The sequence below is a fragment of the Pseudomonas sp. PsB genome, assembly GCF_043658375.1.
Taxonomy (GTDB): domain Bacteria; phylum Pseudomonadota; class Gammaproteobacteria; order Pseudomonadales; family Pseudomonadaceae; genus Aquipseudomonas; species Aquipseudomonas putida_Z.
This window is the reverse complement of the sequence record NZ_JBIGLU010000008.1, coordinates 63,472-87,947: the sequence shown is the minus strand read 5'-3', so window position 1 is coordinate 87,947 and position 24,476 is coordinate 63,472. Positions and strand designations below refer to the sequence as shown.

The window sequence follows — 24,476 nt, the reverse complement described above, 5'->3', positions numbered from 1 at the left end:
TTGGGGTATGAACATGAGCACAGAAGATCCACGCTTCGCCGGCGTTGCCCGGCTGTATGGCGACCAGGGGCTGCACCGTCTGGGCCAGGCCCATGTGGCCGTGGTCGGTATTGGCGGGGTAGGCTCGTGGGCGGCGGAAGCGCTGGCCCGCAGTGGCGTGGGCGAGATCACCCTGTTCGACCTCGACGATGTGTGCGTGAGCAACACCAACCGCCAGGCCCATGCCCTGGATGGGCAGGTGGGGCGGCCCAAGGTCGAGGTCATGGCCGAGCGCCTGCGGGCGATCAACCCGGCGTGCACGGTGCATGCAGTGGCCGACTTCGTCACCCGCGACACCATGGTCGAGTACATTACCGAGAACCTAGACTGTGTGATCGACTGCATCGACAGCGTCATGGCCAAGGCGGCGCTGATTGCCTGGTGCCGGCGGCGCAAGATCGCCATCGTCACCACGGGTGGCGCCGGTGGGCAGATCGACCCGACACAGATCCAGATCGCCGACCTGAACAAGACCTTCAACGACCCGCTGGCCTCGCGGGTGCGTTCCACCCTGCGCCGCGACTACAACTTCTCGCGCAATGTCAGCCGCAACTATGGCGTGCCATGCGTGTTCTCCAGCGAACAGCTGCGCTACCCCAAGGGCGATGGCAGCGTTTGCCTGCAGAAAAGCTTCGTGGGTGAGGGCGTGCGGCTGGACTGCGCGGGTGGCTTTGGCGCGGTGATGATGGTGACCGCGACCTTTGGCATGGTGGCGGCGAGCAAGGCGGTGGAAAAACTGGTAGCGGGGGCGCGGCGGCCTTCGGAGCGGATCAAGCCTGAATAACTGTTTCTGCCCCACTCGGTCCTTGTAGGAGCGGCCTTGTGTCGCGAAAGGGGCGCGTAGTGGCCCCAGGTTCCCAGTTCCACCACAGAGATTGATGGGGCCGCTTTGCGGCCCTTTCGCGACACAAGGCCGCTCCTACAGGTACAGCGCCAGCCAAAACGCCACGCGATACCTGTGGGAGCGGGCGAGCCCGCGAAGAGGCCAGCACCGATTCAACGGTTGGACGCCAGCTCCGCCATCCGCTGCAACACCGCATGCAGCCCATTGCTGCGCGACGGCGAAAGCTGGCGCTCCAGGCCCAGCTGAGTGAACCACTCACGCAGATCGAGCCCGGCGAGCTCTTCACTGGCCAACCCCTGCACCCGCACCAGCAACAGCGCCAGCAGCCCACGCAACAGGCGTGCATCGCTGCTGGCCTTGAACCGCCACAGGCCCTCGACCTGCTCGGCCACCAGCCATACCAGGCTTTCGCAGCCATGCACCCGGTTGGCCTCGGTCTTTTCAATGTCCGCCAGCGGTTCCAGCCGGTCGCCCCATTGCATCAGCAGCCGCGCACGCTGTTCCCAGCCCTTGCCCTGCTCGAAAGCTTCCAGCGCCTGGCGCGCCTGATCCGGCAGGGTCATCGCAACAGCTCCAGGCCTTGATCCAGCGCCGCGAAGAAACGCTGCAAGTCATCGCTGTCGTTATACAGCCCCAATGACACGCGGATTGCACCCTCCAGGCCCAGGCCCTGCAGCAGCGGCATGGCACAGTGGTGCCCGGCACGCACGGCAATGCCTTGCTCGGTCAGCAGGTGGGCGATGTCGGCGTTATGCACGCCGTCGATGACGAAACTGGCAAGGGCCGCCTGTGGCGTGCCCAGGATGCGCACGCCATCGCGGTCCGCCAGGCCACGCAGCAGGTACTGGTGCAGGCTGGTTTCATGGGCTTCGAGCGCCTGGGCATCGAGGCTGGCCAGGTAGTCCAGGGTTGCACCCAGGCCGATCACCCCGGCGATCGGCGGCGTGCCTGCCTCGAACCCCAGCGGTGCCGGGCGGAAGCTGGCGCTGTGGTATTCGGCCAGTTGCACCATCTCACCGCCGAACTGCCAGTGGTGCAGCAGTTCCAGCGCCTGGCTGCGGCCGTACAGCACACCGACGCCTTCCGGGCCGTACAGCTTGTGGCTGGAGAACACATAGAAGTCGCAGCCAAGCTGCTGCACATCATGGCGGCCATGCACCACGCCCTGGGCACCGTCGACCACGGTCAGCGCGCCTTGGGCGCGGGCATGGGCCAGCAGCGCCGGCAGCGGCTGCCAGGTACCCAGTACGTTGGACAGCTGGCTCACCGCCAGCACCCGGGTGCGCGGGCCGATCAGTTGAAGCGCCTGGTCCAGGTCGATGCGGCCATGGGCATCCAGCGGCAGCACCACCAGGCGCAGGTTGCGCCGGCGCGCCAGCTGTTGCCAGGGCAGCAGGTTGGCATGGTGCTCCAGGGTACTGACGGCAATTTCGTCACCGGCCTCGAAGCGGTGTTCCAGGCCATAGGCCAGCAGGTTCAGCGCCGAAGTGGCACCGTGGGTGAAGATGATCTGCCGCGAGTCTGCCGCATTGAGCCAGGCGGCAACCTTGTCGCGGCTGGTTTCGAAGGCCTGGGTCGCCAGTGCGCCGGGCAAGTGCTGGGCTCGGTGCACGTTGGCCGCGCCATGGCCGTAGTAATGGCTCAGGGCGTCGAGCAGGGCTTGCGGCTTCTGGGTCGTGGCGGCGCTGTCCAGGTAGGTCTGGTGCTGCCGTTGCAGGGCGGCGATGGCGGGAAAATCGGCACGCCAGGGGGAGGGCTGAAACATGGTCGCGGGGCCTGGAATGAAAATCGGGTCTGGCGTGGTGCCAGACCCGATCTTAACATTTCAAACGCTGAGAATCCGCTGTTCGCGAGCAAGCTCGCTCCGGCAGCGGTTGAAGGGTTCTCAGTTGTGCGCGTGCAGCGCCTCGTTCAGCTCGATGGCCGACTTGTGGGTCTTGCACTCCACCGCGCCGTTCAGCGAGTTGCGGCGGAACAGCAGGTCGGTCTGGCCGGCCAGGTCGCGGGCCTTGACCACTTTGACCAGCTGGTTGTTCTCGTCCAGCAGGTTCACCTTGGTACCGGCGGTGATGTACAGGCCGGCTTCGACGGTGTTGCGGTCGCCCAGCGGAATGCCGATACCGGCGTTGGCGCCGATCAGGCAGCCTTCGCCAACCTTGATGACGATGTTGCCGCCACCGGACAGGGTGCCCATGGTCGAGCAGCCGCCGCCCAGGTCCGAGCCCTTGCCGACGAATACGCCAGCGGAAACGCGGCCTTCGATCATGCCCGGGCCTTCGGTGCCAGCATTAAAGTTGACGAAGCCTTCGTGCATGATGGTGGTGCCTTCGCCGATGTAGGCGCCCAGGCGCACGCGGGCGGTGTCGGCGATACGCACGCCGGCCGGGACCACGTAGTCGGTCATTTTCGGGAACTTGTCCACCGAGAACACTTCCAGCAGCTCGCCCTTCAGGCGCGCTTCCAGTTGCAGTTCGGCGAGTTCGGCCAGGTCGACCGCGCCCTGGTTGGTCCAGGCCACGTTCGGCAGCAGCGGGAAGATGCCGGCCAGGCTCACGCCGTGCGGCTTGACCAGGCGGTGCGACAGCAGGTGCAGCTTGAGGTAGGCCTCTGGGGTCGAGGTCAGCGCGGCGTCTTCGGCCAGCAGGGTGGCGACCAGCGGCTTGTGGCTTTCGGCCAGGCGGGTCAGCAGGGCGGCCTGGGCGGCATCCACGCCTTTCACAGCTTCGGCCAGTTGCGCGGCCTGGGCGTTGCTGAAGGCGATGGCCTGGTTGCCACCTTGGTAACCGAGAACAGGGGCTACTGCAGCGACCAGTTCGGCGCTCGGGTTGAGCAGCGGTTGTGCGTAGAACACTTCCAGCCAGGCGCCCTGGCGGTTCTGGGAGCCGACACCGAAGGCCAGGCTGAACAGGGTATTGGACATGTGATTACCTCGTGCGAAATAGGGTAGGGGCTCAGGCCAGGGCAGCGGCGTACAGGTCGGGCTTGAAGCCGACCAGAGTGCGCGCGCCAAGGTCGAGCACCGGGCGCTTGATCATCGACGGCTGGGCCAGCATCAGCTCGACGGCCTTGGCCTGGTCGAGGTCGGCCTTGCTGGCGTCGTCCAGCTTGCGGAAGGTGGTGCCGGCACGGTTGAGGATGACTTCCCAGCCGTGTTCGTCGCACCAGCGGTTCAGGCTGTCACGGTCGATGCCTTGGGCCTTGTAGTCGTGGAATTCGTAGGCGATGGCCTGGTCTTCGAGCCAGGTACGTGCCTTTTTCATGGTGTCACAGGCTTTGATGCCGTAGAGCGTGTAGGTCATTTGTGTACATTGGGGATCACAGGCTGCCCCAATCTCTCCGTTTTCCGATTTCAGTCGCGGGATTATGCGGGAACGATCCTGTGAGCGCCACGGGTGTGCATGTCTTGGGTCTTGCAGTGTGTCGGAGACCGAGCGCCGCCCGCGCGGCGCATCGCAGCACAAGGCTGCTCCTACATCTGTTTCGGGCCAGTAACGCCTGTGCCAGTGCACGCGACCGCCTTGTTCGTACAACGCGATATCGAGCCATGCGCCAAAGCGTTCGCGCACAAAACTCACAGGAAAAATTGGCCCGAAACAGATGTAGGAGCAGCCTTGTGCTGCGAAGCGCCGCGCGGGCGGCGCTCGATCTCACAGGCACTGCAAGACTCAGGCATGCATCTGCCGGGCGATAAGGGGTCGAGCCTGCGCCACCGACAAACCGCAGTATCATCATGTTACATATTCATCCGCCACCTGCGACTATCGTGCAGCGGCCCCGATTCCCCCATCGCCGCTAACATATTGTTTCAATGGCGATGTTTCGCCCTGTTGTCGTTTCTGGTTCACAAAGGAAGCTTTCCCGGATGCAGTCCGCCTACACCGTCCTCATCCTGCTGACGCTGGTCAGCGTGTCGAAGCTGGTCGGCCGCATGATTCCGCTGCCCTTGCCGCTGGTACAGATCGCCGCCGGCGCCTTGCTTGCGTGGCCGACACTGGGCCTGCATGTGGCACTGGACCCCGAGCTGTTCCTGTTCCTGTTCCTGCCGCCGTTGCTGTTCGCCGACGGCTGGCGCATTCCCAAGCGCGAGTTGTGGCGCATTCGTGGGCCGGTGGTGGCGCTGGCCGTGGGTCTGGTGCTGTTTACCGTGGTCGGGGCCGGTTACTTCATTCACTGGCTGCTGCCGAGCATCCCGCTGCCCGTGGCCTTCGCCCTGGCCGCAGTGTTGTCGCCAACCGACGCCGTGGCGGTTTCGGCCATTACCCAGGACCGCCTGCCCACCCCGCTGATGCACATGCTCCAGGGCGAGGCCCTGATGAACGATGCCTCGGGCCTGGTGACCTTCAAGTTCGCCCTGGCGGCGGCGATCACCGGGGTTTTCTCGCTGACCGACGCAAGCTTCAGCTTCGTACTGGTCGCCCTGGGCGGCCTGGCGGTGGGCGTGGCCCTGAGCTGGCTGATCGGCCGCCTGCGTGCCTGGATGATCGCCCGCGGCTGGGACGACCCGGCCACCCACGTGGTGTTCATGTTGCTGCTGCCGTTCGCTGCCTACGTGCTGGCCGAGCGCCTGGGCGTGTCGGGCATCCTTTCGGCGGTGGCGGCTGGCATGATGCAGAGCTGGCTCGACCTGCTGCCACGGCAGACCAGCACGCGCCTGCTCAACCGCAGCGTGTGGTCGCTGCTGGAGTTCGCTTTCAACGGCCTGATCTTCCTGCTGCTGGGCCTGCAGTTACCGGACATCATCAAGGCCGTGGTCAGCCATGAACCCACCGTCTGGCCGACCCTGGCCTGGCGCTGCCTGGACGTGGTGGCGATCTTTGTGGCGCTGATCTTGCTGCGGTTCATCTGGGTCCAGAGCATCTGGCGCTCGATCGGTGTGGTACGCCGCTGGCGCGGCAAGCCGGCGCTGGTGCTGATGCCCACGGCGCGCTCCTGCTGGTTGCTGACCCTGGGTGGTGTGCGTGGTGCGGTCACCCTGGCCGGCGTGATGTCGATTCCGTTGCTGATGGGAGCAGGCAAGGCCTTCCCGGAGCGTGACCTGCTGATCTTCATTGCGGCCGGGGTGATTCTGCTGTCGTTGATCAGTGCCTGTATCGCGTTGCCGCTGTTGCTGCGCGGGGTGACCAAGAGCCCGGACGAGCGCTTGCATCAGGAAGTGCAGGAGGCCTGGCGACGCACGGCCGAGGCGGCGATCCATGCGCTGGAGGCAGAGGAAGTGATCGACAGCAATGCGCCGCAGGATGCCGCGCAGGCGACCCTGGCGACCGAGTTGAAGGCGCGCTTGATGGCGGAATACCGCGATGAGCTGGACAGCTACAACGACAGTGCCGAAGCCAAGGCGCTGGCCGAGCAGATGGACCTGCTGGAGCGGCGTTTGCGCTTGCGGGCGCTGCGGGCGCAGCGGCTGGAGCTGTATGAGCTGCATCGCCAGCATCTGGTGGGGGATGAAGTGGTGCGGCAGGTGCTGGGTGAGCTGGATATGAGTGAAGCGAACCTAGGGTCAGTCAGGTAGACCGCAGGGGGCCGCTTTGCGGCCCTGTGGGAGCGGGTTTACCCGCGAATCAGGCGACGCGGTGCATGGCACCGGCTGTGCCGGTGTTCGCGGGTAAACCCGCTCCTACAGGTACTGCACAACACTCGAGAGTTGTACGGCCCCTGTCGAATCAGCGGTTCTGCAGGAACTCGCGAATCCGCTCCGCCGCCTCGATGCACTCGGCCAGCGGTGCAACCAGTGCCATGCGCACACGCCCGGCGCCCGGGTTCACGCCATCCACTTCGCGCGACAGGTACGACCCCGGCACCACCGTCACATGCTGGGCCTCGAACAGGTCGCGAGTGAACTCGGCATCGCCGCCGGGCACCTTGGCCCACAGGTAGAAGCTGCCATCCGGGCGCTGCACGTCCAGCACCGGCTGCAGGATATCCAGCACGGCATCGTACTTGGCGCGGTACTGGTCGCGGTTCTCGCGCACATGCGCCTCGTCCTGCCAGGCAGCGATGCTGGCCAGCTGGGTTTGTACCGGCATGGCGCAGCCGTGGTAGGTACGGTACAGCAGGAACGGCTTGATGATCTCGGCGTCACCGGCGACGAAGCCCGAGCGCAGGCCCGGCAGGTTGGAGCGCTTGGACAGGCTGTGGAATACCACGCAGCGCTTGAAGTCGCTGCGGCCCAGTTCCGCACATGCAGTCAGCAGGCCTGGTGGCGGGGCATCCTCGTCGAAGTACAGCTCGCTGTAGCACTCGTCGGCGGCAATCACGAAGTCGTGCTCGTCGGCCAGGGCAATCAGCTTCTTCAGGGTGTCCATCGGCACCAGTGCGCCGGTGGGGTTGCCCGGCGAGCACAGGAACAGGATCTGGCAACGCTTCCACACTTCAGCCGGCACGGCGTCGAAGTCGGGGTTGAAACCGTTGCTTTCCAGGCACGGCAGGTAGTGCGGGGTGGCACCGGCCAGCAGCGCTGCGCCTTCGTAGATCTGGTAGAACGGGTTGGGGCTGACCACCAGGCCGTCATCGGCGCGGTTGACCACGGCCTGGGTGAAGGCGAACAGCGCTTCACGGGTGCCGTTGACCGGCAGGATGTGGCGGTCGGCATCCAGCCAGCCGGCGGGTACGCCGAAGCGCCGCTCGCACCACTGGCCGATGGCCTGGCGCAGGGCGGGCAGGCCGATGGTGCTCGGGTACACCGCCAGCTTGTCGAGGTTGTCGGCCATGGCCTGGGCGACGAACGCCGGCGATTCGTGCTTCGGCTCACCGATCGACAGGGCGATGGCGCGCTTGTCCGCCGCAGGTGCAACGCTGCCCAGCAGGGCGCGGAGTTTTTCGAACGGGTAGGGCTGAAGCTGGGTCAAGGCATGGTTCATCGGCGCAAGGTCTCGTCAATCGTCTAGTCGTTAAAAGGTCACGCGGGTGGGGCTGGCATCGCTGGCCTGGCCGGCCTGCAGCTGCTGGACGATGGCTTCCTGCAGTCGGCTGCACAGCTGTGGGTCGGACAGCGGCTGGTTGTCGGCATCGGTGATGAAGAACACGTCTTCCACCCGCTCGCCAAGGGTGGCGATCTTGGCGTTCTGCAGCGACAGGTCGAACTCCAGGAAGATCCGCCCCAGCCGGGCCAGCAGGCCTGGGCGGTCGGGCGCGGTGATTTCGAGGATGGTCACCGGCCGCTGGGCATCGTTGAGGATGGTCACCTGTGGCGGGAAGTCGAAGTGCTTGAGCTGGCGCGGTACCCGGCGCTGGATGATGGTCGGGTAGTCCTCGGGGTTGCGCAGCGCTTCGGTCAGGCCGTCGCGAATCTGCTTGACCCGCTGCGGGTTGTCGCCGATCGAGCCGCCGTCGTTGTCCAGCACGATGTAGGTGTCGAGGGTGAACTGGCTGCTCGAGGTGATGATCCGCGCGTCATGAATGTTCAGGTTCAGCTGCGACATGGCCGCCACCGTCACGGCGAAAAAGTCGTGCTGGTCGGGGGCATAGATGAAGATCTGCGTGCCACCCTCGAACTCGCGCTGGGTGGTTTCCTTGATCAGCACCAGCGGCCCGCCATCGGCCGGCTGCTGGAGGATCGCGTCACTGTGCCAGGCCACGTCGGCGGCGGTGTGCTTGAGGAAGTAGTCATCGCCCAGCTGCGACCACAGCTGCTCGACGTCGTCCGGGTCGGTGCCTTCGCGCACCAGGATATCCAGCGCCGCCGATTGGGTCTGGCGAATCTGCTCCTCGCGGTCCAGCGGGTTTTCCAGGCCACGGCGCAGGGCGCGCTTGGTCTCGGTGTACAGCTGGCGCAGCAGGCTGGCCCGCCACGAGTTCCACAGGCTGGGGTTGGTGGCGTTGATATCGGCCACGGTCAGCACGTACAGGTAGTCCAGGCGCGTCTCGTCGCCCACGTGCAGGGCAAAATCGTTGATCACCTGAGGGTCGGACAGGTCCTTGCGCTGGGCGGTGGTCGACATCACCAGGTGGTTCTGCACCAGCCAGACGATCAGCCGGCTGTCCCAGGCCGGCAACTGGTGGCGCTCGCAGAACTTCTGCGCATCCACGGCGCCCAGCTCGGAATGGTCGCCCTGGCGGCCCTTGCCGATGTCGTGGTACAGACCGGCCAGGTAGATCAGCTCGGGCTTGGGCAGGCGGCCCATGAGCTTGCTGGCCAGCGGGAATTTCTCGGACACCGGCGTGTATTGCAGCTTGCGCAGGTGCTTGATGAGGTTGAGGGTGTGCGCATCGACCGTATAGATGTGGAACAGGTCGTGCTGCATCTGCCCGACGATCAGGCCGAACTCCGGCAGGTAGCGGCCGAGGATGCCGTAGCGGTTCATCCGCCGCAGGTTGCGGTGGATGCCGATTTCGCATTTGAACAGCTCGATGAACAGGCTGGTGTTGCGGATATCGGTGCGGAAGGTATCGTCGATCAGGTGCCGGTGCTCGCGCAGCAGCCGCACGGTATCGGCGCGTACGCCCTTGATCTCGGGGTGCTGGGCCATCAGCACGAAGATTTCCAGCATGGCGAACGGCGTGCGCTTGAACACGTTCGGCCTGGCCGCTTCTATGTAGCCGTCATGCAGGCGGAAGCGCGCGTTCAGCGGCTGGGTGGTGCCGCTGTCGTCATCGGCGAGGATGACCTCCTCGAAGTGCTGGATGATCAGGTCGCACAGCTGGCTGATGCTCATCACCACCCGGTAGTACTGCTGCATGAACTGCTCGATCGCCCGCTTGGGGTTGTCGTCGCTGTAGCCCAGCAGCGCGGCGATGCTGCGCTGGTGGTCGAACAGCAGGCGGTCCTCGGCGCGCCCGGCCAGCATGTGCAAGGCGTAGCGCACCCTCCACAGGAAGTCCTGGGACGAGGCCAGCAGCTCGTTCTCGCTTTCCAGCAGGAAACCTTCGCCGGCCAGCGCGTGCAGGTTGAGGGTGCCGTACTGGCGGCGGGCCACCCACAGCACTGTCTGGATGTCGCGCAGGCCGCCGGGTGAACCTTTCACATTGGGTTCGAGGTTGTACTCGGTGTCGTTGTACTTGTGGTGGCGGGCCTTGAGTTCGGCTCGCTTGGCCAGGAAGAAGTCCTTGCTCGGCCACATGTGCGCAGTGCTGGTCACCTCCAGCATGCGCTGGCGCAGGGCCTCGGGGCCGGCAATGGTGCGGCTTTCCATCAGGTTGGTGATGACCGTCAGGTCGGCACGGGCCTGCTCGGCGCACTCGTCGACGGTGCGCACGCTCTGGCCCACTTCCAGGCCGATGTCCCACAGCAGGGTGAGAAACCGTTCGATGGCGTCGCGGTACTGCTCGTGTTCGGCAGCACCCAGCAGGATCAGCAGGTCGATATCCGAATGCGGGTGCAGCTCGCCGCGCCCGTAGCCACCCACCGCGACCAGGGCGATGCCGCTCTGGTCGCCCCAGTCGAACTGGTTCCAGGCCTGTTGCAGGATGTTGTCGACGAGCCAGGCACGGGCCTCGATCAGTGGGCGGATTTCGCTGCCACTGCGGAAACGCTTGTCAAGCACCTCGCCGGCCTGGCGGATGGCTTTCTTGAAGGCGGCGATGGGGCTCGCCTTGAGGGCCAGTTCCGCCTGGAACTGGCCGCGGTCGAACAGCTCGGGGTCCACCTGGGGCATCGCGTCACGTTCCTGTCGTGGGGGTGGCCTGTGGGAGTGAGGTCAGGCCGAGGTGCGCGGGATGGTGTCGTCCTTGCGCAGGGTGAAGATCTCGTAGCCGGTCGCGGTCACCACCAGGGTGTGTTCCCACTGGGCCGAGAGCTTGCGGTCCTTGGTGATGGCGGTCCAGCCGTCGCCCAGCACCTTGGTGTCGGCCTTGCCCTGGTTGATCATCGGCTCGATGGTGAAGGTCATGCCTTCCTTCAGCTCCATGCCGGTGCCGGCGCGGCCATAGTGCAGGATCTGCGGCTCTTCGTGGAACACCTTGCCGATGCCGTGGCCGCAGAACTCGCGCACCACCGAGAAGCCGTTCTTTTCAGCGTGCTTCTGGATCACTTCGCCGATGTCGCCCAGGCGGCAGCCCGGCTTGACCAGTTCGATGGCCTTGTACATGCACTCCTGGGTGACCTTGGACAGGCGCTCGGCCCATACCGGCACGGTGCCGACGTGGAACATGCGGCTGGTGTCGCCGTGGTAGCCGTCCTTGATCACGGTGACGTCGATGTTCAGCGTGTCACCGTCCTTGAGCGGCTTGTCGTTGGGGATGCCGTGGCAGACCACATGGTTGATCGAGGTGCAGATCGACTTCGGGTAGCCCTTGTAGTTGAGCGGTGCCGGGATGGCCTGCTGGACGTTGACGATGTAGTCGTGGCACAGGCGGTCCAGCTCTTCGGTGGTGACACCGGGCTTGACGTGTTCCTCGATCATTTCCAGCACGTCGGCGGCCAGGCGGCCAGCGATGCGCATCTTCTCGATGTCTTCTGCGGTCTTGATGGTGACGGTCATTACAGGCTCTCTACAGCGCCGCATGCGGCGCGAACAAACGGGAAAGGCCGGATTCTAGCAGAGCAGGGCGCCGATCGGTCGGGATAAAGGCGGCCATGCTGCTGTCTACAGCTGGCATTCTGGCGCGAAAGCCGGGGTGCTGCAAAAACCGCTGACGGACGCAACAGTATCCGGGTTCCGTTCGGCCGCGGTCTGTGGTATAAAATGCGCCGCTTTCGGGGACGACCCCGTCAGCACTTAACCCACACACGTGTCGACACGATGACCTGGGTGCCCCGAGTTGCAGAATTCGCGGGTTGGTCATTGGGATACGTGGAGGCCCAACCCGACTTATCAAGGAACTATCATGTCCCAAGTCAACATGCGCGATATGCTGAAGGCCGGTGTGCACTTCGGCCACCAGACCCGTTACTGGAACCCGAAAATGGGCAAGTACATTTTCGGCGCGCGTAACAAGATCCACATCGTCAACCTGGAAAAAACCCTGCCAATGTTCAACGACGCTCTGTCGTTCGTAGAGCGCCTGGCCCAGGGCAAGAACAAGATCCTGTTCGTCGGCACCAAGCGTTCCGCCGGCAAGATCGTCGCCGAGCAAGCTGCTCGTTGCGGTTCGCCGTACGTTGACCACCGTTGGTTGGGCGGCATGCTGACCAACTACAAGACCATCCGCGCTTCGATCAAGCGTCTGCGCGACCTGGAAACCCAGGCCGAAGACGGCACTTTCGCCAAGCTGACCAAGAAAGAAGCCCTGATGCGCTCCCGCGACCTGGAAAAACTGGATCGCAGCCTGGGCGGCATCAAGGACATGGGCGGTCTGCCAGACGCTCTGTTCGTTATCGACGTTGATCACGAGCGCATCGCGATCACCGAAGCCAACAAGCTGGGCATCCCGGTTATCGGCGTTGTCGATACCAACAGCAGCCCGGAAGGTGTTGACTACATCATCCCAGGTAACGATGACGCCATCCGCGCTATCGAGCTGTACATGACTTCGATGGCTGACGCAGTCATCCGCGGCCGTAACAACGTTGCCGGCGGCACCGAAGTTTACGCTGAAGAAGCGGCTGCACCTGCTGCCGAGTAATTAGACGCTAGCGTCGACTTGGCACGCAAAAAGGGGGCTCTGCCCCCTTTTTGCCACCTTGAAATCCTGCTGTCAGCATCGGCCCCGCATCATGGGCTCGCTGAGATAAACACAGCGGATTTGCAGAATTGAACGCCCGTGACGAACGGGTGGAATGGTTGAAAAACTTTCCAAGAGGATTTTGAAATGGCAGCAATTACTGCAGCGCTGGTCAAAGAACTGCGCGAGCGTACCGGCGAAGGCATGATGGATTGCAAGAAGGCCCTGGAAAAGGCCGGCGGCGACATCGAAAAAGCCATTGACGACATGCGTGCCTCGGGCGCCATCAAGGCCGCCAAAAAGGCTGGCAACGTCGCTGCTGAAGGCGCTATCGCCGTCAAGACCGACGGTAAATCCGCCGTCCTGCTGGAAGTGAACTCGCAGACCGACTTCCTGGCCCTGCAAGACGACTTCAAGAACTTCGTTGCCGACAGCATCGAAGAAGCCTTCGCCCAGAAGCTGACCGACGCTGCTCCGCTGATCGCCTCGCGTGAAGCTGCTCGTGAAGCCCTGGTTGCCAAGTGCGGCGAGAACGTCAACATCCGTCGCCTGGTGCGCGTTGAAGGTGACGTTGTCGGTGCCTACCTGCACGGCAACAAGATCGGCGCTGCCGTTGTCCTGAAAGGCGGCGACGTCGATCTGGCCAAGAACATCGCCATGCACGTTGCAGCTTCGAACCCTGAGTTCCTGCTGCCGTCGGAAGTATCGGCCGAAGCCATCGAGCGCGAGAAGGGCGTCTTCCTGCAGCTGAACGCTGACAAGATCGCCGGCAAGCCGGAAAACATCGTCGAGAACATGATCAAAGGTCGTATCTCGAAGTTCCTGGCCGAAGCCTCGCTGGTCGAGCAAGCCTTCGTCATGAACCCGGAAGTCAAGGTTGGCGAGCTGGCCAAGAAAGCCGGTGCTGAAATCGTTTCCTTCACCTACTTCAAAGTAGGCGAAGGCATCGAGAAGCCAGTCGACGACTTCGCTGCTGAAGTTGCCGCTCAGGTAGCTGCTGCCAAGCAGTAAGACAGCCCCGTCTGTCGCCCCGAAGAGGCTGCCCGCTCACGCGCGCAGCCTCTTTGTCAAAACGGCGAAGGGTTTATAAAACCTGCCGCCGCTGGCACCAAAACGGTGCCACGCTACAGTTAGCAGGCTGCAAACAGCCCGCACGAATTTTCTAAAAGTACGCCGCAGGAGAGACTCGCAATGGCTCAGCAGGTGAGTGGTCGCCAACCTCGCTATAAACGCATTTTGCTCAAACTTAGCGGCGAGGCCCTGATGGGCTCGGAAGACTTCGGGATCGACCCGAAAGTGCTGGATCGCATGGCCCTCGAAGTTGGCCAGCTGGTAGGGATCGGTGTCCAGGTCGGCCTGGTGATCGGTGGTGGCAACCTGTTCCGCGGCGCCGCGCTCAGCGCAGCCGGCATGGACCGCGTCACCGGTGACCACATGGGCATGCTGGCCACCGTGATGAACGGCCTGGCCATGCGCGACGCGCTGGAGCGCTCGAACATCCCGGCCCTGGTCATGTCGGCCATTTCCATGGTCGGTGTCACCGATCATTACGATCGTCGCAAAGCTATTCGCCACCTCAACTCCGGGGATGTGGTAATTTTCTCCGCCGGTACCGGCAACCCGTTCTTCACCACCGACTCCGCAGCCTGCCTGCGCGCCATCGAAATCGATGCCGACGTGGTGCTGAAGGCGACCAAGGTCGATGGTGTGTACACTGCCGATCCATTCAAGGACCCGCATGCCGAGAAGTTCGATCACCTGACCTACGACGAGGTCCTGGATCGCAAGCTGGGTGTGATGGACCTGACCGCAATCTGCCTGTGCCGTGACCACAAGATGCCATTGCGGGTATTCAACATGAACAAGCCTGGCGCCCTGCTGAACATCGTGGTGGGTGGCGCTGAAGGTACTCTGATCGAGGAAGGCCAAGCATGATCAACGACATCAAGAAAGACGCGCAGGAGCGCATGACCAAGTCCCTCGAGGCCCTGGCCCGCAACCTGGCGGCAATCCGCACCGGTCGCGCCCACCCGAGCATCCTGGACAGCGTCAAGGTCCCGGCCTGGGGTAGCGAGATGCCGCTGAACCAGGTGGCCGCGATCACCGTCGAAGATGCCCGCACCCTGAAGATCGTCGCTCACGACAAGAACCTCAGCGCCGCCATCGAGAAGGCCATCCTCACCTCCGACCTGGGCCTGAACCCGTCCAGTGCCGGCACCACCATCCGCGTGCCGATGCCGGCCCTGACCGAGGAAACCCGCAAGGGCTACACCAAGCAGGCCAGCGGCGTTGCCGAGGATGCCAAGGTAGCCGTGCGCAACGTGCGCCGTGACGCCCTGGCCGACCTGAAGAAGCTGACCAAGGACAAGGAAATCAGCGAAGACGAAGAGCGTCGTGCCGCTGACGAAATCCAGAAACTGACCGACAAGTACGTTGCCGAAGTCGATGCCGCCTTCAAAGCCAAGGAAAAGGACCTGATGGCCGTCTAAGGCCGGGGTTTTTTAATGGAAAAGACCAAGCCAGCGGCGCCGTCCTCGGTGCCGCGTCATGTCGCGATCATCATGGATGGCAACAACCGCTGGGCGAAAAAGCGCCTGTTGCCCGGCGTTGCCGGGCACAAGGCGGGTGTCGACGCCGTTCGCGCGGTCATCGAAGTCTGTGCCGAGTCCGGGGTCGAGGTGCTGACCCTGTTCGCCTTCTCCAGTGAGAACTGGCAGCGCCCCGCCGAAGAGGTCGGTGCGCTGATGGAGCTGTTCTTCTCGGCCCTGCGCCGCGAGGCCAAGCGCCTCAACGAGAACAACATCAGCCTGCGTATCATCGGTGACCGTTCGCGTTTCCATCCCGAGCTGCAAGCCGCCATGCGCGAGGCCGAGGCGCTGACCGCCGGCAACAACCGCTTCATCCTGCAGATCGCGGCCAACTACGGTGGCCAGTGGGACATCGCCCAGGCCGCCCAACGGCTGGCGCGGGAAGTGCAAGCCGGGCACCTGCGCCCGGAAGACATCACCCCGGGCCTGCTGCAGACCTGCCTGGCAACCGGCGAGCTGCCGCTGCCGGACCTGTGCATCCGCACTGGTGGCGAGCACCGCATCAGCAACTTCCTGTTGTGGCAGCTGGCCTACGCCGAGCTGTATTTCTCCGACCTTTACTGGCCGGACTTCAAACACGAGGCCATGCGCAACGCCCTGGCCGATTTCGCTTCGCGCCAGCGCCGCTTCGGTAAGACCAGCGAGCAGGTCGAGGCTGGAGCTCGTGCTTAATGCTTAAACAACGCATCATTACCGCGCTGATCCTGCTGCCGATCGCGCTGGGTGGCTTCTTCCTGCTCAACGGTGGGGATTTCGCCCTGTTCATCGGCTTCGTGGTGACCCTCGGCGCCTGGGAGTGGGCGCGCCTGGCCGGGCTCATGGCCCAGCCGCTGCGCATCGCCTATGCCGTGGTCGTCGCCGGAGCGCTGATGTTGCTGTACATCCTTCCGGAGCTGGCACCCTGGGTGCTGGGCGCTGCGGTGATCTGGTGGGGGTTGGCCACCTGGCTGGTGCTTACCTACCCGCGCAGCAGCGAGCTGTGGGCCAGTGCCGCCTGCCGGTTGCTGATCGGCCTGCTGGTATTGCTGCCTGCCTGGCAGGGGCTGGTGCTGCTCAAGCACTGGCCGCTGGGTAACTGGCTGATCCTGTCGGTCATGGTGTTGGTGTGGGCTGCCGATATTGGCGCGTACTTCTCCGGCCGTGCCTTCGGCAAGCGCAAGCTGGCGCCTCAGGTCAGCCCCGGCAAGAGCTGGGAAGGCGTATATGGCGGCCTGGCGGTCAGCCTGGTGATCACCCTGGTGGTCGGTATCAGCCGCGACTGGGGCTTCGGCCAGATCCTGCTGGGCCTGCTGGGTGCCGCGCTGGTGGTCATGTCTTCGGTGGTCGGTGACCTGACCGAAAGCATGTTCAAGCGCCGTTCCGGCATCAAGGACAGCAGCAACCTGTTGCCCGGCCATGGCGGGGTGCTCGACCGCATCGACAGCCTGACTGCGGCGATCCCGATTTTCGCCGTGCTGCTGTGGGCCGCCGAATGGGGTGTGATGTGAGTCGTCCGCAGCGTATTACCGTGCTCGGGGCCACCGGCTCCATCGGCCTGAGCACGCTGGATGTCATCGCGCGCCATCCCGACCGCTACCAGGTGTTCGCCCTGAGTGGCTATTCGCGTATCGACGAATTGCAGGCCCTGTGCGTGCGTCATCGCCCGGCATTCGCTGTGGTGCCGAGCGCCGAGGCGGCCGCGCGACTGCGCGAAAGCCTGGCAGCAGCGGGCTGCGCTACCGAGGTGCTGGAAGGCGAGGCCGGGCTGTGCCAGGTGGCTTCTGCGTCGGAAGTGGACGCAGTGATGGCGGCCATCGTCGGCGCCGCCGGCCTGCGCCCCACCCTGGCGGCGGTCGAGGCGGGCAAGAAGGTGTTGCTGGCCAACAAGGAGGCGCTGGTGATGTCCGGCGCGCTGTTCATGGAGGCAGTGCGGCGCAGTGGCGCCGTGCTGCTGCCGATCGACAGCGAGCACAATGCGATTTTCCAATGCATGCCCGGCGACTACGCGCGCGGCCTGAGTGCCGTCGGCGTACGCCGGATCCTGCTCACCGCCTCCGGTGGCCCGTTCCGCGAGACCCCCGTCCAGGCGCTGCTGGATGTCACCCCGGAACAGGCCTGTGCGCACCCCAACTGGTCCATGGGGCGCAAGATTTCCGTGGATTCGGCGAGCATGATGAACAAGGGGCTGGAGCTGATCGAGGCCTGCTGGTTGTTCGATGCCGCACCGGCCAAGGTCGAGGTGGTGGTGCACCCGCAGAGCGTGATCCACTCCCTGGTGGATTATGTCGACGGTTCGGTGCTGGCGCAGCTGGGTAACCCGGATATGCGTACGCCTATCGCCAACGCCCTGGCCTGGCCCGAGCGGATCGATTCCGGGGTGGCACCGCTGGACCTGTTCGCCATCGCCCGTCTGGATTTCCAGGCGCCCGACGAACAGCGCTTCCCTTGCCTGCGCCTGGCGCGGCAGGCTGCCGAGGCCGGCAACAGCGCACCGGCCGTGCTCAATGCGGCCAACGAGGTTGCGGTCGAGGCATTTCTCCAGCGGCGTATCCGCTTCCCGGAGATCGCGGGTATGATCGAACAGGTGCTCGATCAGGAGCCCGTCGTACCGCTGCCGTCGCTGGACGCGGTGTTCGCCGCCGACCAGCGTGCCCGGGAGCTTTCCCGTGAGTGGCTGAGGCGTCACGGTCGCTGATGCAGGCCCGCCACGGTTCACGAGGGGGCTGGGCATGATGCCAGCCCGCTGAACATCATTCGGAGATGGATATGACAGCGCTCTACATGATTATCGGCACCCTCGTAGCCTTGGGTGTACTGGTCACTTTCCATGAATTCGGCCACTTCTGGGTGGCACGCCGCTGCGGTGTCAAGGTGCTGCGCTTCTCGGTGGGCTTCGGCACGCCGCTGCTGCGCTGGCATGACCGCCATGGCACCGAGTTCGTGGTCGCTGCGATCCCGCTGGGTGGTTACGTCAAGATGCTCGACGAGCGCGAGGGTGACGTGCCGCCGGCGCTGATCGAGCAGTCGTTCAACCGCAAGTCCGTGCGCCAGCGCATCGCGATCGTCGCGGCGGGCCCGGTTGCCAACTTCCTGCTGGCCATCCTGTTCTTCTGGGTGCTGGCGATGCTGGGTACCCAGCAGATCCGCCCGGTGATCGGTGCGGTCGATGCTGGCAGCCTGGCAGCATCGGCAGGCCTGACCGCAGGTCAGGAAATCGTCTCCATCGACGGCAAGCCGACCAATGGTTGGTCTGCGGTCAACCTGCAACTGGTTCGCCGCCTGGGCGAGAGCGGCACCCTGCAGGTTGGCGTGCGTGAAGAGGGCGCCAGCGCCGAGCGCCAGCTGCAGGTGAAGCTGGACAGCTGGCTCAAGGGCGCCGACGAGCCGGACCCGATCCAGTCCCTTGGGCTGCACCCTTGGCGCCCGGCGATCGTGCCGGTGTTGGCCGAGATCGATCCGAAGGGGCCGGCTGCCGCTGCGGGCCTGAAAACCGGTGACAAGCTGCTGGCCCTCGATGGCGTGGCAGTGAGCGAATGGCAGCAGGTGGTCGATGCCGTGCGGGCCCGCCCGCAAGTCAAGGTTGTGGTGCGTGTCGAGCGCGATGGTGCTGCGCTGGACGTCCCGGTCACCCTGGCGCGCAAGGGCGAGGGCAAGGCGGCCGGCGGCTATCTTGGCGCCGGGGTAAAAGGTGGCGAATGGCCTGCCAACATGCTCCGCGAAGTCAGCTACGGCCCGCTGGATGCGGTGGGTGAAGGCTTGTCACGCACCTGGAACATGAGCGTCCTGACCCTTGAATCGCTGAAGAAAATGCTGTTCGGGGAGCTCTCGGTAAAAAACTTGAGCGGACCGATAACCATTGCTAAAGTGGCGGGCGCTTCAGCCCAGTCCGGCGTGGGGGATTTCCTGAATTTCCTGGCCTACCTGAGCATAAGCCTGGGGGTTCTTAACCTGCTGCCCATCCCGGTTCTGGATGGGGGGCATTTGCTGTTTTACCTGGTCGAGTGGGCGCGCGGTCGTCCGCTGTCGGATCGGGTGCAAGGTTGGGGGGTCCAGATCGGTATCAGTTTGGTCATAGGGGTGATGTTGCTCGCCCTGATCAACGATCTGGGTCGACTATAAAGCTTCGCTCAATTGCGAAACCTGCCGTCTTGTTGCGGCGGGCTGTTTATTGCCAGTTGGAATAAAAGGACTTCATGAAACGTCTGCTGCTAACTGCGGTCATGTCCGCACTGATGATCGCTGAAGTTCACGCCGAGTCCTTCACCATCTCCGATATCCGCGTCAACGGCCTGCAGCGGGTTTCCGCCGGCAGTGTCTTCGGTGCCTTGCCGCTGAACGTCGGCGACCAGGCCGATGACCGCCGACTGGTGGAGTCGACCCGTTCCCTGTTCAAGACCGGCTTCTTCCAGGACATCCAGCTGAACCGCGATGGCAATGTCCTGATCATCAACGTGGTCGAGCGCCCTTCGGTGTCGAGCATCGAGATCGAAGGCAACAAGGCCATCAGCACCGAAGACCTGATGAAGGGCCTGAAGCAATCCGGCCTGGCCGAAGGCGAGATCTTCCAGCGTGCCACCCTCGAAGGTGTGCGTAACGAACTGCAGCGCCAGTACGTGGCCCAGGGCCGCTACTCGGCCGAGGGCGACGCCGAGGTGGTGCCGCAGCCGCGCAACCGTGTGGCGCTGAAGATCAAGATCAACGAAGGCACCGTCGCCGCCATCCAGCACATCAACATCGTTGGCAACAACGTGTTCGACGACGAGACCCTGGCGCAGCTGTTCGAGCTGAAGACCACCAACTGGCTGTCGTTCTTCAAGAACGACGACAAGTACGCCCGCGAAAAGCTCTCCGGTGACCTGGAGCGCCTGCGTTCCTACTACCTGGACCGCGGCTACATCAACATGGACATCGCCTCCACCCAGGTGTCCATCACGCCGGACAAGAAACACGTCTACATCACCGTCAACATCAACGAAGGCGAGAAGTACACCGTCCGCGACGTGAAGCTGTCCGGTGACCTGAAGGTGCCGGAAGACCAGGTCAAGTCGCTGCTGCTGGTGCAGCCCGGCCAGGTGTTCTCGCGCAAGGTGATGACCAGCACTTCCGAGCTGATCACCCGCCGCCTTGGTAACGAAGGCTACACCTTCGCCAACGTCAACGGCGTGCCGCAGCCGAACGATGAAGACCACACCGTCGACATCATGTTCGTGGTCGACCCGGGCAAGCGTGCCTACGTCAACCGCATCAACTACCGCGGCAACACCAAGACCGAAGACGAAGTGCTGCGTCGCGAAATGCGCCAGATGGAAGGCGGCTGGGCCTCGACCTACCTGATCGACCAGTCCAAGACCCGTCTGGAACGCCTGGGCTTCTTCAAGGAAGTGAACGTCGAGACCCCGCCGGTGCCGGGCACCGACGACCAGGTCGACGTCAACTACAGCGTCGAAGAACAGGCCTCCGGCTCGATCACCGCCAGCGTCGGTTTCGCCCAGAGCGCCGGCCTGATCCTCGGTGGCTCGATCAGCCAGAGCAACTTCCTCGGTACCGGTAACAAGGTGTCGATCGGCCTGACCCGTTCGGAATACCAGACCCGCTACAACTTCGGCTTCGTTGACCCCTACTTCACTGCCGATGGCGTGAGCCTGGGCTACAACGCCTTCTACCGCAGCACCGACTACGACGACCTCGACGTCGACGTGGCCAGCTACGCGGTGGACAGCTACGGTGCGGGCGTCAGCCTCGGTTACCCGATCAGCGAGACATCGCGCCTGACCTATGGCCTGAGCGTGCAGCAGGACAAGATCAAGACCGGCAAGTACACCGTTGACGAGATCTTCGATTTCCTCGAAGAGGAAGGCGACAACTTCCTGAACTTCAAGGCCTCGATCGGCTGGTCCGAGTCGACCCTGAACAAAGGTGTGCTGGCAACCCGTGGTCACTCCCAGAGCCTGACCCTGGAATCCACCATTCCGGGCAGCGACCTGTCGTTCTTCAAGCTCGACTACCGCGGCCAGCTGTTCAAGCCGATCACCAACGACTACACCCTGCGCCTGCACACCGAGCTGGGTTATGGTGACGGTTATGGCAGCACCTCTGGCCTGCCGTTCTACGAGAACTACTTCGCGGGTGGCTTCAACTCCGTCCGTGGCTTCAAGGACAGCAGCCTGGGCCCACGCAGTACCCCAAGCCGCGGCGAGGCCAACGGTGGCAAGCCGGGTACCATCGCCGACCCGGACCAGGATCCGTTGCCGTTTGGTGGCAACGTACTGGTACAAGGTGGTGTCGAGCTGCTGTTCCCGCTGCCGTTCGTCAAGGACCAGCGTTCGCTGCGCACTTCCGTGTTCTGGGACGTGGGTAACGTGTTCGACACCAATTGCGGCAACCAGCCGGATTGCGAGAAGGTCGGTTTCTCGGGCATGGCCAGTTCGGTCGGCCTGGGCGTGACCTGGATCACCGCACTGGGCCCGCTGAGCTTCAGCCTGGCAATGCCGGTCAAGAAGCCGGACGATGCCGACACCCAGGTGTTCCAATTCTCTCTGGGCCAGACCTTCTGAGGTCGGCCCTCGCTTAATGACAACGGTTTATCCAGGAGTGCATCGTGCGTAAGTTGACCCAACTGGCCGTAGTGGCCGCGGCGCTGGTCGCCACCCCGGCTTTCGCCGAAATGAAGGTTGCCGTCCTGAACTATCAGATGGCCCTGCTGGAGTCGGATGCCGCCAAGAAATACGCGGTGGATGCCGAGAAGAAGTTCGGTCCGCAACTGACCAAGCTGAAAAGCCTGGAAAGCAGCGCCAAGGGCATCCAGGACCGTCTGATCAAGGGCGGCGACAAGATGCAGCAGCAGGAGCGCGAGCGCCTGGAGCTCGAGTTCAAGCAGAAGGCCCGTGACTTCCAGTTCCAGTCCAAGGAACTGAACGAAGCCAAGGCCGTTGCCGACCGCGACATGCTCAAGCAGCTGAAGCCGAAGCTGGATGGCGCTGTCGAGGAAGTGATCAAGAAAGGCGGTTACGACCTGGTCCTCGAGCGTGGCGCGGTCATCGATGTCAAGCCTCAGTACGACATCACCCGCCAGGTCATCGAGCGCATGAACCAAGCCCGTTGATATGACCGTGACCATGACGCTAGGCCAGTTGGCCGAGGCCCTCGGCGCCACCCTCAAGGGGCCCGAGGCGCTGCAGATTACCGGGCTGGCCACCTTGCAGGAGGCTGGCCCAGGTCAGTTGAGCTTCCTCGCCAACCCGCAGTACCGCAAATTCCTGGATAGCAGCCAGGCGGCCGCGGTGCTGCTGAAGGCGGCGGACGCCGAAGGCTTTGCCGGCAATGCGCTGATCGTCGCCGATCCGTACCTGGCCTACGCGCGCATTTCCCACCTGTTCGACCCCAAACCCAAGGCTGTGGCGGGTATTCATCCCAGCGCCGTGGTGGCCGAGGACGCGCAGGTGGACGCCAGTGCCAGCATCGGGCCGTTCGCGGTCATCGAAAGCGGTGCGCGCATCGCGGCCAATGTCAGCGTGGGTGCACACAGCGTGGTCGGTGCCCGTTGCGTGATCGGTGAAGGTGGCTGGCTGGCCCCACGGGTCACCCTGTACCATGATGTGACCATCGGCAAGCGTGTGGTCATCCAGTCGGGTGCGGTGATCGGCGGTGAAGGCTTCGGCTTTGCCAACGAGAAGGGCGTGTGGCGCAAGATCGCCCAGATCGGTGGTGTAACCATCGGCGACGACGTGGAAATCGGTGTCAACACCGCGGTCGATCGTGGCGCGCTGTCGGATACGCGGATCGCTGATGGGGTCAAGCTCGATAACCAGATCCAGATCGCCCACAACGTGCAGATCGGTGAGCACACGGCCATGGCCGCCTGCGTCGGAATTTCCGGCAGCACGCGCATCGGCAAGCATTGCACCATTGCCGGAGGTGTCGGCATGGTGGGCCATATCGATGTCTGTGATAACGTTTTCGTGTCCGGGATGACCATGGTGACCCGTTCGATCACCGAACCGGGTGCCTATTCTTCCGGCACTGCCATGCAGCCACTGGCTGAATGGCGCAAGAGCGCCGCGCGTATCCGCCACCTGGACGACATGGCCAAGCGTCTCCAGCAGCTGGAAAAACGCGTCGATACCGTGACCTCAGGTGGCCAGCCGACATCAGAAGGCTGATACCATTCCCTGAGCAAGAGTGAACAGTCGCTAGCTGGCTCCTCTTTGGACTGCAAAAGGAGCGTGTGGTCAGCACCTGCGCTCCCTATTCTTATTACAGGCTTCCCCCCCGAAATGATGGACATCAACGAGATTCGCGAATACCTGCCTCACCGTTACCCGTTCCTGCTGGTGGACCGCGTGACGGAGCTGGACTACGAGGCCCAGAGCATTCGTGCCTACAAGAATGTCAGCATCAACGAGCCGTTCTTCAACGGCCATTTCCCGGCTCACCCGATCATGCCGGGCGTCCTGATCATCGAAGCCATGGCACAGGCCGCGGGTATCCTCGGTTTCAAGATGCTCGACGCCAAGCCGGCCGATGGCACCCTGTACTACTTCGTCGGCTCCGACAAGCTGCGTTTCCGTCAGCCGGTACTGCCGGGTGACCAGTTGGTGCTGGAAGCCAAGTTCCTCAGCCGCAAGAGCATGATCTGGAAATTCGAGTGCCGCGCCCTGGTCGACGGCAAGCCGGTTTGCTCGGCAGAAATCACCTGCGCGGAACGCTCCCTATGAATTCGATTGATCCTCGGGCCATTATCGACCCGTCGGCCAAGCTGGCCGATGGTGTCGAGGTCGGCCCCTGGTCGATCGTTGGCCCCGATGTGGAAATCGGGGAGGGCACCGTTATCGGCCCGCATGTTGTGCTCAAAGGGCCGACCCGCATCGGCAAGCACAACCGTATCTTTCAGTTTTCCTCGATCGGCGAAGACACCCCGGACCTCAAGTACAAGGGTGAGCCGACGCGCCTGGTGATCGGCGATCACAATGTGATCCGCGAAGGGGTGACCATTCACCGCGGCACCGTCCAGGACCGTGCGGAAACCACCGTGGGCGACCACAACCTGATCATGGCCTATGCCCACATCGGCCACGACAGCGTCATCGGCAACCACTGCATCCTGGTCAACAACACGGCCCTGGCCGGCCATGTACACGTGGGGGACTGGGCGATCCTGTCCGGCTACACCCTGGTGCACCAGTACTGCCATATCGGTGCCCACGCGTTTTCCGGCATGGGCACGGCGATCGGCAAGGATGTCCCGGCCTTCGTCACCGTGTTCGGCAGCCCGGCCGAAGCCCGCAGCATGAACTTCGAAGGCATGCGCCGCCGGGGTTTCAGCGACGAGGTGATCCATGTGCTGCGCCGTTGCTACAAGATCGTCTATCGCCAGGGCCTGACCGTCGAAGACGCGCTCAAGGAGCTGGACGAACTGGCTGCGAAGCACCCTGAGGTCGATCTGTTCCGTCAGTCGATCGTGAACTCCGCCCGCGGCATCACCCGCTGAC

The 24,476-nt window shown here is 63.7% G+C and carries 22 protein-coding genes; 15 read left to right on the top strand and 7 right to left on the bottom strand.

The annotated features are described in order from the left end of the window. Nucleotides 1-13: 13 nt before the first annotated feature. Nucleotides 14-823, top strand: a complete 810-nt coding sequence (gene tcdA / locus ACGLHT_RS12830; RefSeq protein ID WP_274119685.1) for a tRNA cyclic N6-threonylcarbamoyladenosine(37) synthase TcdA — start codon at nt 14-16, stop codon at nt 821-823. Between the two features lie 212 nt (nt 824-1,035). Here the strand turns inward: tcdA and ACGLHT_RS12825 are convergent, their stop codons facing one another. The 4 genes from ACGLHT_RS12825 to ACGLHT_RS12810 all read right to left on the bottom strand — a co-directional run bounded on the left by ACGLHT_RS12825 (nt 1,036) and on the right by ACGLHT_RS12810 (nt 4,182). Then, on the bottom strand, nt 1,036-1,446 hold the full coding sequence (locus ACGLHT_RS12825; RefSeq protein WP_274119684.1) for a SufE family protein: 411 nt from the start codon (nt 1,444-1,446) through the stop codon (nt 1,036-1,038). Next, nucleotides 1,443-2,648, bottom strand: a complete 1,206-nt coding sequence (locus ACGLHT_RS12820) for a cysteine desulfurase (protein WP_274119683.1) — start codon at nt 2,646-2,648, stop codon at nt 1,443-1,445. The genes ACGLHT_RS12825 and ACGLHT_RS12820 overlap by 4 nt, the downstream gene beginning before the upstream one ends. Before the next feature lie 120 nt (nt 2,649-2,768). Beyond that, entirely contained in the window at nt 2,769-3,803 is a 1,035-nt protein-coding gene (gene dapD / locus ACGLHT_RS12815) for a 2,3,4,5-tetrahydropyridine-2,6-dicarboxylate N-succinyltransferase (RefSeq protein WP_025337969.1), read from the bottom strand. A 31-nt stretch (nt 3,804-3,834) separates the two neighbouring features. Further along, nucleotides 3,835-4,182 carry an ArsC family reductase gene (locus ACGLHT_RS12810; protein ID WP_025337970.1) on the bottom strand — a complete coding sequence of 116 codons (348 nt, stop codon included), beginning with the start codon at nt 4,180-4,182 and terminating at the stop codon, nt 3,835-3,837. Nucleotides 4,183-4,745: 563 nt separating this feature from the next. Here ACGLHT_RS12810 and ACGLHT_RS12805 point away from each other — a divergent pair. After that, nucleotides 4,746-6,392: a Na+/H+ antiporter gene (locus ACGLHT_RS12805; RefSeq protein WP_013971247.1), complete on the top strand. Its 1,647-nt coding sequence runs from the start codon at nt 4,746-4,748 to the stop codon at nt 6,390-6,392. A gap of 151 nt (nt 6,393-6,543) precedes the next feature. Here the strand turns inward: ACGLHT_RS12805 and dapC are convergent, their stop codons facing one another. Genes dapC through map form a run of 3 tightly spaced genes read right to left on the bottom strand, consistent with a single transcriptional unit; the run spans nt 6,544 to nt 11,298 of the window. Then, nucleotides 6,544-7,740, bottom strand: coding sequence for a succinyldiaminopimelate transaminase (gene dapC / locus ACGLHT_RS12800; RefSeq protein WP_085618294.1), 1,197 nt, complete (start codon nt 7,738-7,740; stop codon nt 6,544-6,546). A gap of 30 nt (nt 7,741-7,770) precedes the next feature. Next, on the bottom strand, nt 7,771-10,473 hold the full coding sequence (locus ACGLHT_RS12795; protein ID WP_274119682.1) for a [protein-PII] uridylyltransferase: 2,703 nt from the start codon (nt 10,471-10,473) through the stop codon (nt 7,771-7,773). Between the two features lie 42 nt (nt 10,474-10,515). Continuing rightward, nucleotides 10,516-11,298, bottom strand: coding sequence for a type I methionyl aminopeptidase (map, locus tag ACGLHT_RS12790; RefSeq protein WP_025337973.1), 783 nt, complete (start codon nt 11,296-11,298; stop codon nt 10,516-10,518). Nucleotides 11,299-11,644: 346 nt separating this feature from the next. Between map and rpsB the strand changes: the two genes are divergently transcribed. The 13 genes from rpsB (at nt 11,645) to lpxA (ending at nt 24,475) form a co-directional block, all read left to right on the top strand. Next, nucleotides 11,645-12,382: a 30S ribosomal protein S2 gene (rpsB, locus tag ACGLHT_RS12785; protein ID WP_003252287.1), complete on the top strand. Its 738-nt coding sequence runs from the start codon at nt 11,645-11,647 to the stop codon at nt 12,380-12,382. Between the two features lie 186 nt (nt 12,383-12,568). After that, nucleotides 12,569-13,432 carry a translation elongation factor Ts gene (gene tsf / locus ACGLHT_RS12780; RefSeq protein WP_013971250.1) on the top strand — a complete coding sequence of 288 codons (864 nt, stop codon included), beginning with the start codon at nt 12,569-12,571 and terminating at the stop codon, nt 13,430-13,432. 180 nt (nt 13,433-13,612) lie between these two features. Continuing rightward, complete coding sequence (gene pyrH, locus ACGLHT_RS12775; protein ID WP_003252294.1) at nt 13,613-14,356, top strand: UMP kinase; 744 nt, start codon at nt 13,613-13,615, stop codon at nt 14,354-14,356. After that, nucleotides 14,353-14,910: a ribosome recycling factor gene (gene frr / locus ACGLHT_RS12770; protein WP_025337974.1), complete on the top strand. Its 558-nt coding sequence runs from the start codon at nt 14,353-14,355 to the stop codon at nt 14,908-14,910. Before pyrH ends, frr begins: the two co-directional genes overlap by 4 nt. Nucleotides 14,911-14,925: 15 nt before the next feature. Then, nucleotides 14,926-15,681, top strand: a complete 756-nt coding sequence (gene uppS / locus ACGLHT_RS12765) for a polyprenyl diphosphate synthase (protein ID WP_015269194.1) — start codon at nt 14,926-14,928, stop codon at nt 15,679-15,681. Next, complete coding sequence (locus ACGLHT_RS12760) at nt 15,681-16,496, top strand: phosphatidate cytidylyltransferase (RefSeq protein ID WP_137163166.1); 816 nt, start codon at nt 15,681-15,683, stop codon at nt 16,494-16,496. The genes uppS and ACGLHT_RS12760 overlap by 1 nt, the downstream gene beginning before the upstream one ends. Beyond that, nucleotides 16,493-17,683 (top strand): 1-deoxy-D-xylulose-5-phosphate reductoisomerase, encoded by a 1,191-nt coding sequence (gene ispC / locus ACGLHT_RS12755; protein WP_274119681.1) that lies wholly within the window; start codon nt 16,493-16,495, stop codon nt 17,681-17,683. Before ACGLHT_RS12760 ends, ispC begins: the two co-directional genes overlap by 4 nt. Before the next feature lie 71 nt (nt 17,684-17,754). Beyond that, nucleotides 17,755-19,107, top strand: coding sequence for an RIP metalloprotease RseP (gene rseP, locus ACGLHT_RS12750; RefSeq protein ID WP_274119680.1), 1,353 nt, complete (start codon nt 17,755-17,757; stop codon nt 19,105-19,107). Nucleotides 19,108-19,181: 74 nt separating this feature from the next. After that, nucleotides 19,182-21,542, top strand: coding sequence for an outer membrane protein assembly factor BamA (gene bamA / locus ACGLHT_RS12745; protein WP_394519429.1), 2,361 nt, complete (start codon nt 19,182-19,184; stop codon nt 21,540-21,542). A gap of 44 nt (nt 21,543-21,586) precedes the next feature. Next, nucleotides 21,587-22,090: an OmpH family outer membrane protein gene (locus ACGLHT_RS12740; RefSeq protein ID WP_015269197.1), complete on the top strand. Its 504-nt coding sequence runs from the start codon at nt 21,587-21,589 to the stop codon at nt 22,088-22,090. 1 nt (nt 22,091) lies between these two features. Beyond that, a complete protein-coding gene (lpxD, locus tag ACGLHT_RS12735; RefSeq protein ID WP_025337979.1) occupies nt 22,092-23,147 on the top strand; it encodes a UDP-3-O-(3-hydroxymyristoyl)glucosamine N-acyltransferase in 1,056 nt (351 codons plus the stop codon). Between the two features lie 114 nt (nt 23,148-23,261). Next, on the top strand, nt 23,262-23,702 hold the full coding sequence (fabZ, locus tag ACGLHT_RS12730; protein WP_004375427.1) for a 3-hydroxyacyl-ACP dehydratase FabZ: 441 nt from the start codon (nt 23,262-23,264) through the stop codon (nt 23,700-23,702). Then, nucleotides 23,699-24,475: an acyl-ACP--UDP-N-acetylglucosamine O-acyltransferase gene (gene lpxA, locus ACGLHT_RS12725; RefSeq protein ID WP_025337980.1), complete on the top strand. Its 777-nt coding sequence runs from the start codon at nt 23,699-23,701 to the stop codon at nt 24,473-24,475. The genes fabZ and lpxA overlap by 4 nt, the downstream gene beginning before the upstream one ends. Nucleotide 24,476: the final 1 nt, after the last annotated feature.

Bases quoted from the DNA above. Each gene is read 5' to 3' on its own strand.
- ACGLHT_RS12805 (WP_013971247.1), top strand. From the start codon at position 4,746: ATGCAGTCCGCCTACACCGTCCTCATCCTGCTGACGCTGGTCAGCGTG.
- map (WP_025337973.1), bottom strand. From the start codon at position 11,298: ATGACCGTCACCATCAAGACCGCAGAAGACATCGAGAAGATGCGCATC.
- fabZ (WP_004375427.1), top strand. From the start codon at position 23,262: ATGATGGACATCAACGAGATTCGCGAATACCTGCCTCACCGTTACCCG.
- rpsB (WP_003252287.1), top strand. From the start codon at position 11,645: ATGTCCCAAGTCAACATGCGCGATATGCTGAAGGCCGGTGTGCACTTC.
- ACGLHT_RS12810 (WP_025337970.1), bottom strand. From the start codon at position 4,182: ATGACCTACACGCTCTACGGCATCAAAGCCTGTGACACCATGAAAAAG.
- bamA (WP_394519429.1), top strand. From the start codon at position 19,182: ATGAAACGTCTGCTGCTAACTGCGGTCATGTCCGCACTGATGATCGCT.
- lpxA (WP_025337980.1), top strand. From the start codon at position 23,699: ATGAATTCGATTGATCCTCGGGCCATTATCGACCCGTCGGCCAAGCTG.
- pyrH (WP_003252294.1), top strand. From the start codon at position 13,613: ATGGCTCAGCAGGTGAGTGGTCGCCAACCTCGCTATAAACGCATTTTG.
- tsf (WP_013971250.1), top strand. From the start codon at position 12,569: ATGGCAGCAATTACTGCAGCGCTGGTCAAAGAACTGCGCGAGCGTACC.
- tcdA (WP_274119685.1), top strand. From the start codon at position 14: ATGAGCACAGAAGATCCACGCTTCGCCGGCGTTGCCCGGCTGTATGGC.
- lpxD (WP_025337979.1), top strand. From the start codon at position 22,092: ATGACCGTGACCATGACGCTAGGCCAGTTGGCCGAGGCCCTCGGCGCC.
- dapD (WP_025337969.1), bottom strand. From the start codon at position 3,803: ATGTCCAATACCCTGTTCAGCCTGGCCTTCGGTGTCGGCTCCCAGAAC.
- ACGLHT_RS12795 (WP_274119682.1), bottom strand. From the start codon at position 10,473: ATGCCCCAGGTGGACCCCGAGCTGTTCGACCGCGGCCAGTTCCAGGCG.
- ACGLHT_RS12760 (WP_137163166.1), top strand. From the start codon at position 15,681: ATGCTTAAACAACGCATCATTACCGCGCTGATCCTGCTGCCGATCGCG.
- ACGLHT_RS12820 (WP_274119683.1), bottom strand. From the start codon at position 2,648: ATGTTTCAGCCCTCCCCCTGGCGTGCCGATTTTCCCGCCATCGCCGCC.
- uppS (WP_015269194.1), top strand. From the start codon at position 14,926: ATGGAAAAGACCAAGCCAGCGGCGCCGTCCTCGGTGCCGCGTCATGTC.
- ACGLHT_RS12825 (WP_274119684.1), bottom strand. From the start codon at position 1,446: ATGACCCTGCCGGATCAGGCGCGCCAGGCGCTGGAAGCTTTCGAGCAG.
- rseP (WP_274119680.1), top strand. From the start codon at position 17,755: ATGACAGCGCTCTACATGATTATCGGCACCCTCGTAGCCTTGGGTGTA.
- frr (WP_025337974.1), top strand. From the start codon at position 14,353: ATGATCAACGACATCAAGAAAGACGCGCAGGAGCGCATGACCAAGTCC.
- dapC (WP_085618294.1), bottom strand. From the start codon at position 7,740: ATGAACCATGCCTTGACCCAGCTTCAGCCCTACCCGTTCGAAAAACTC.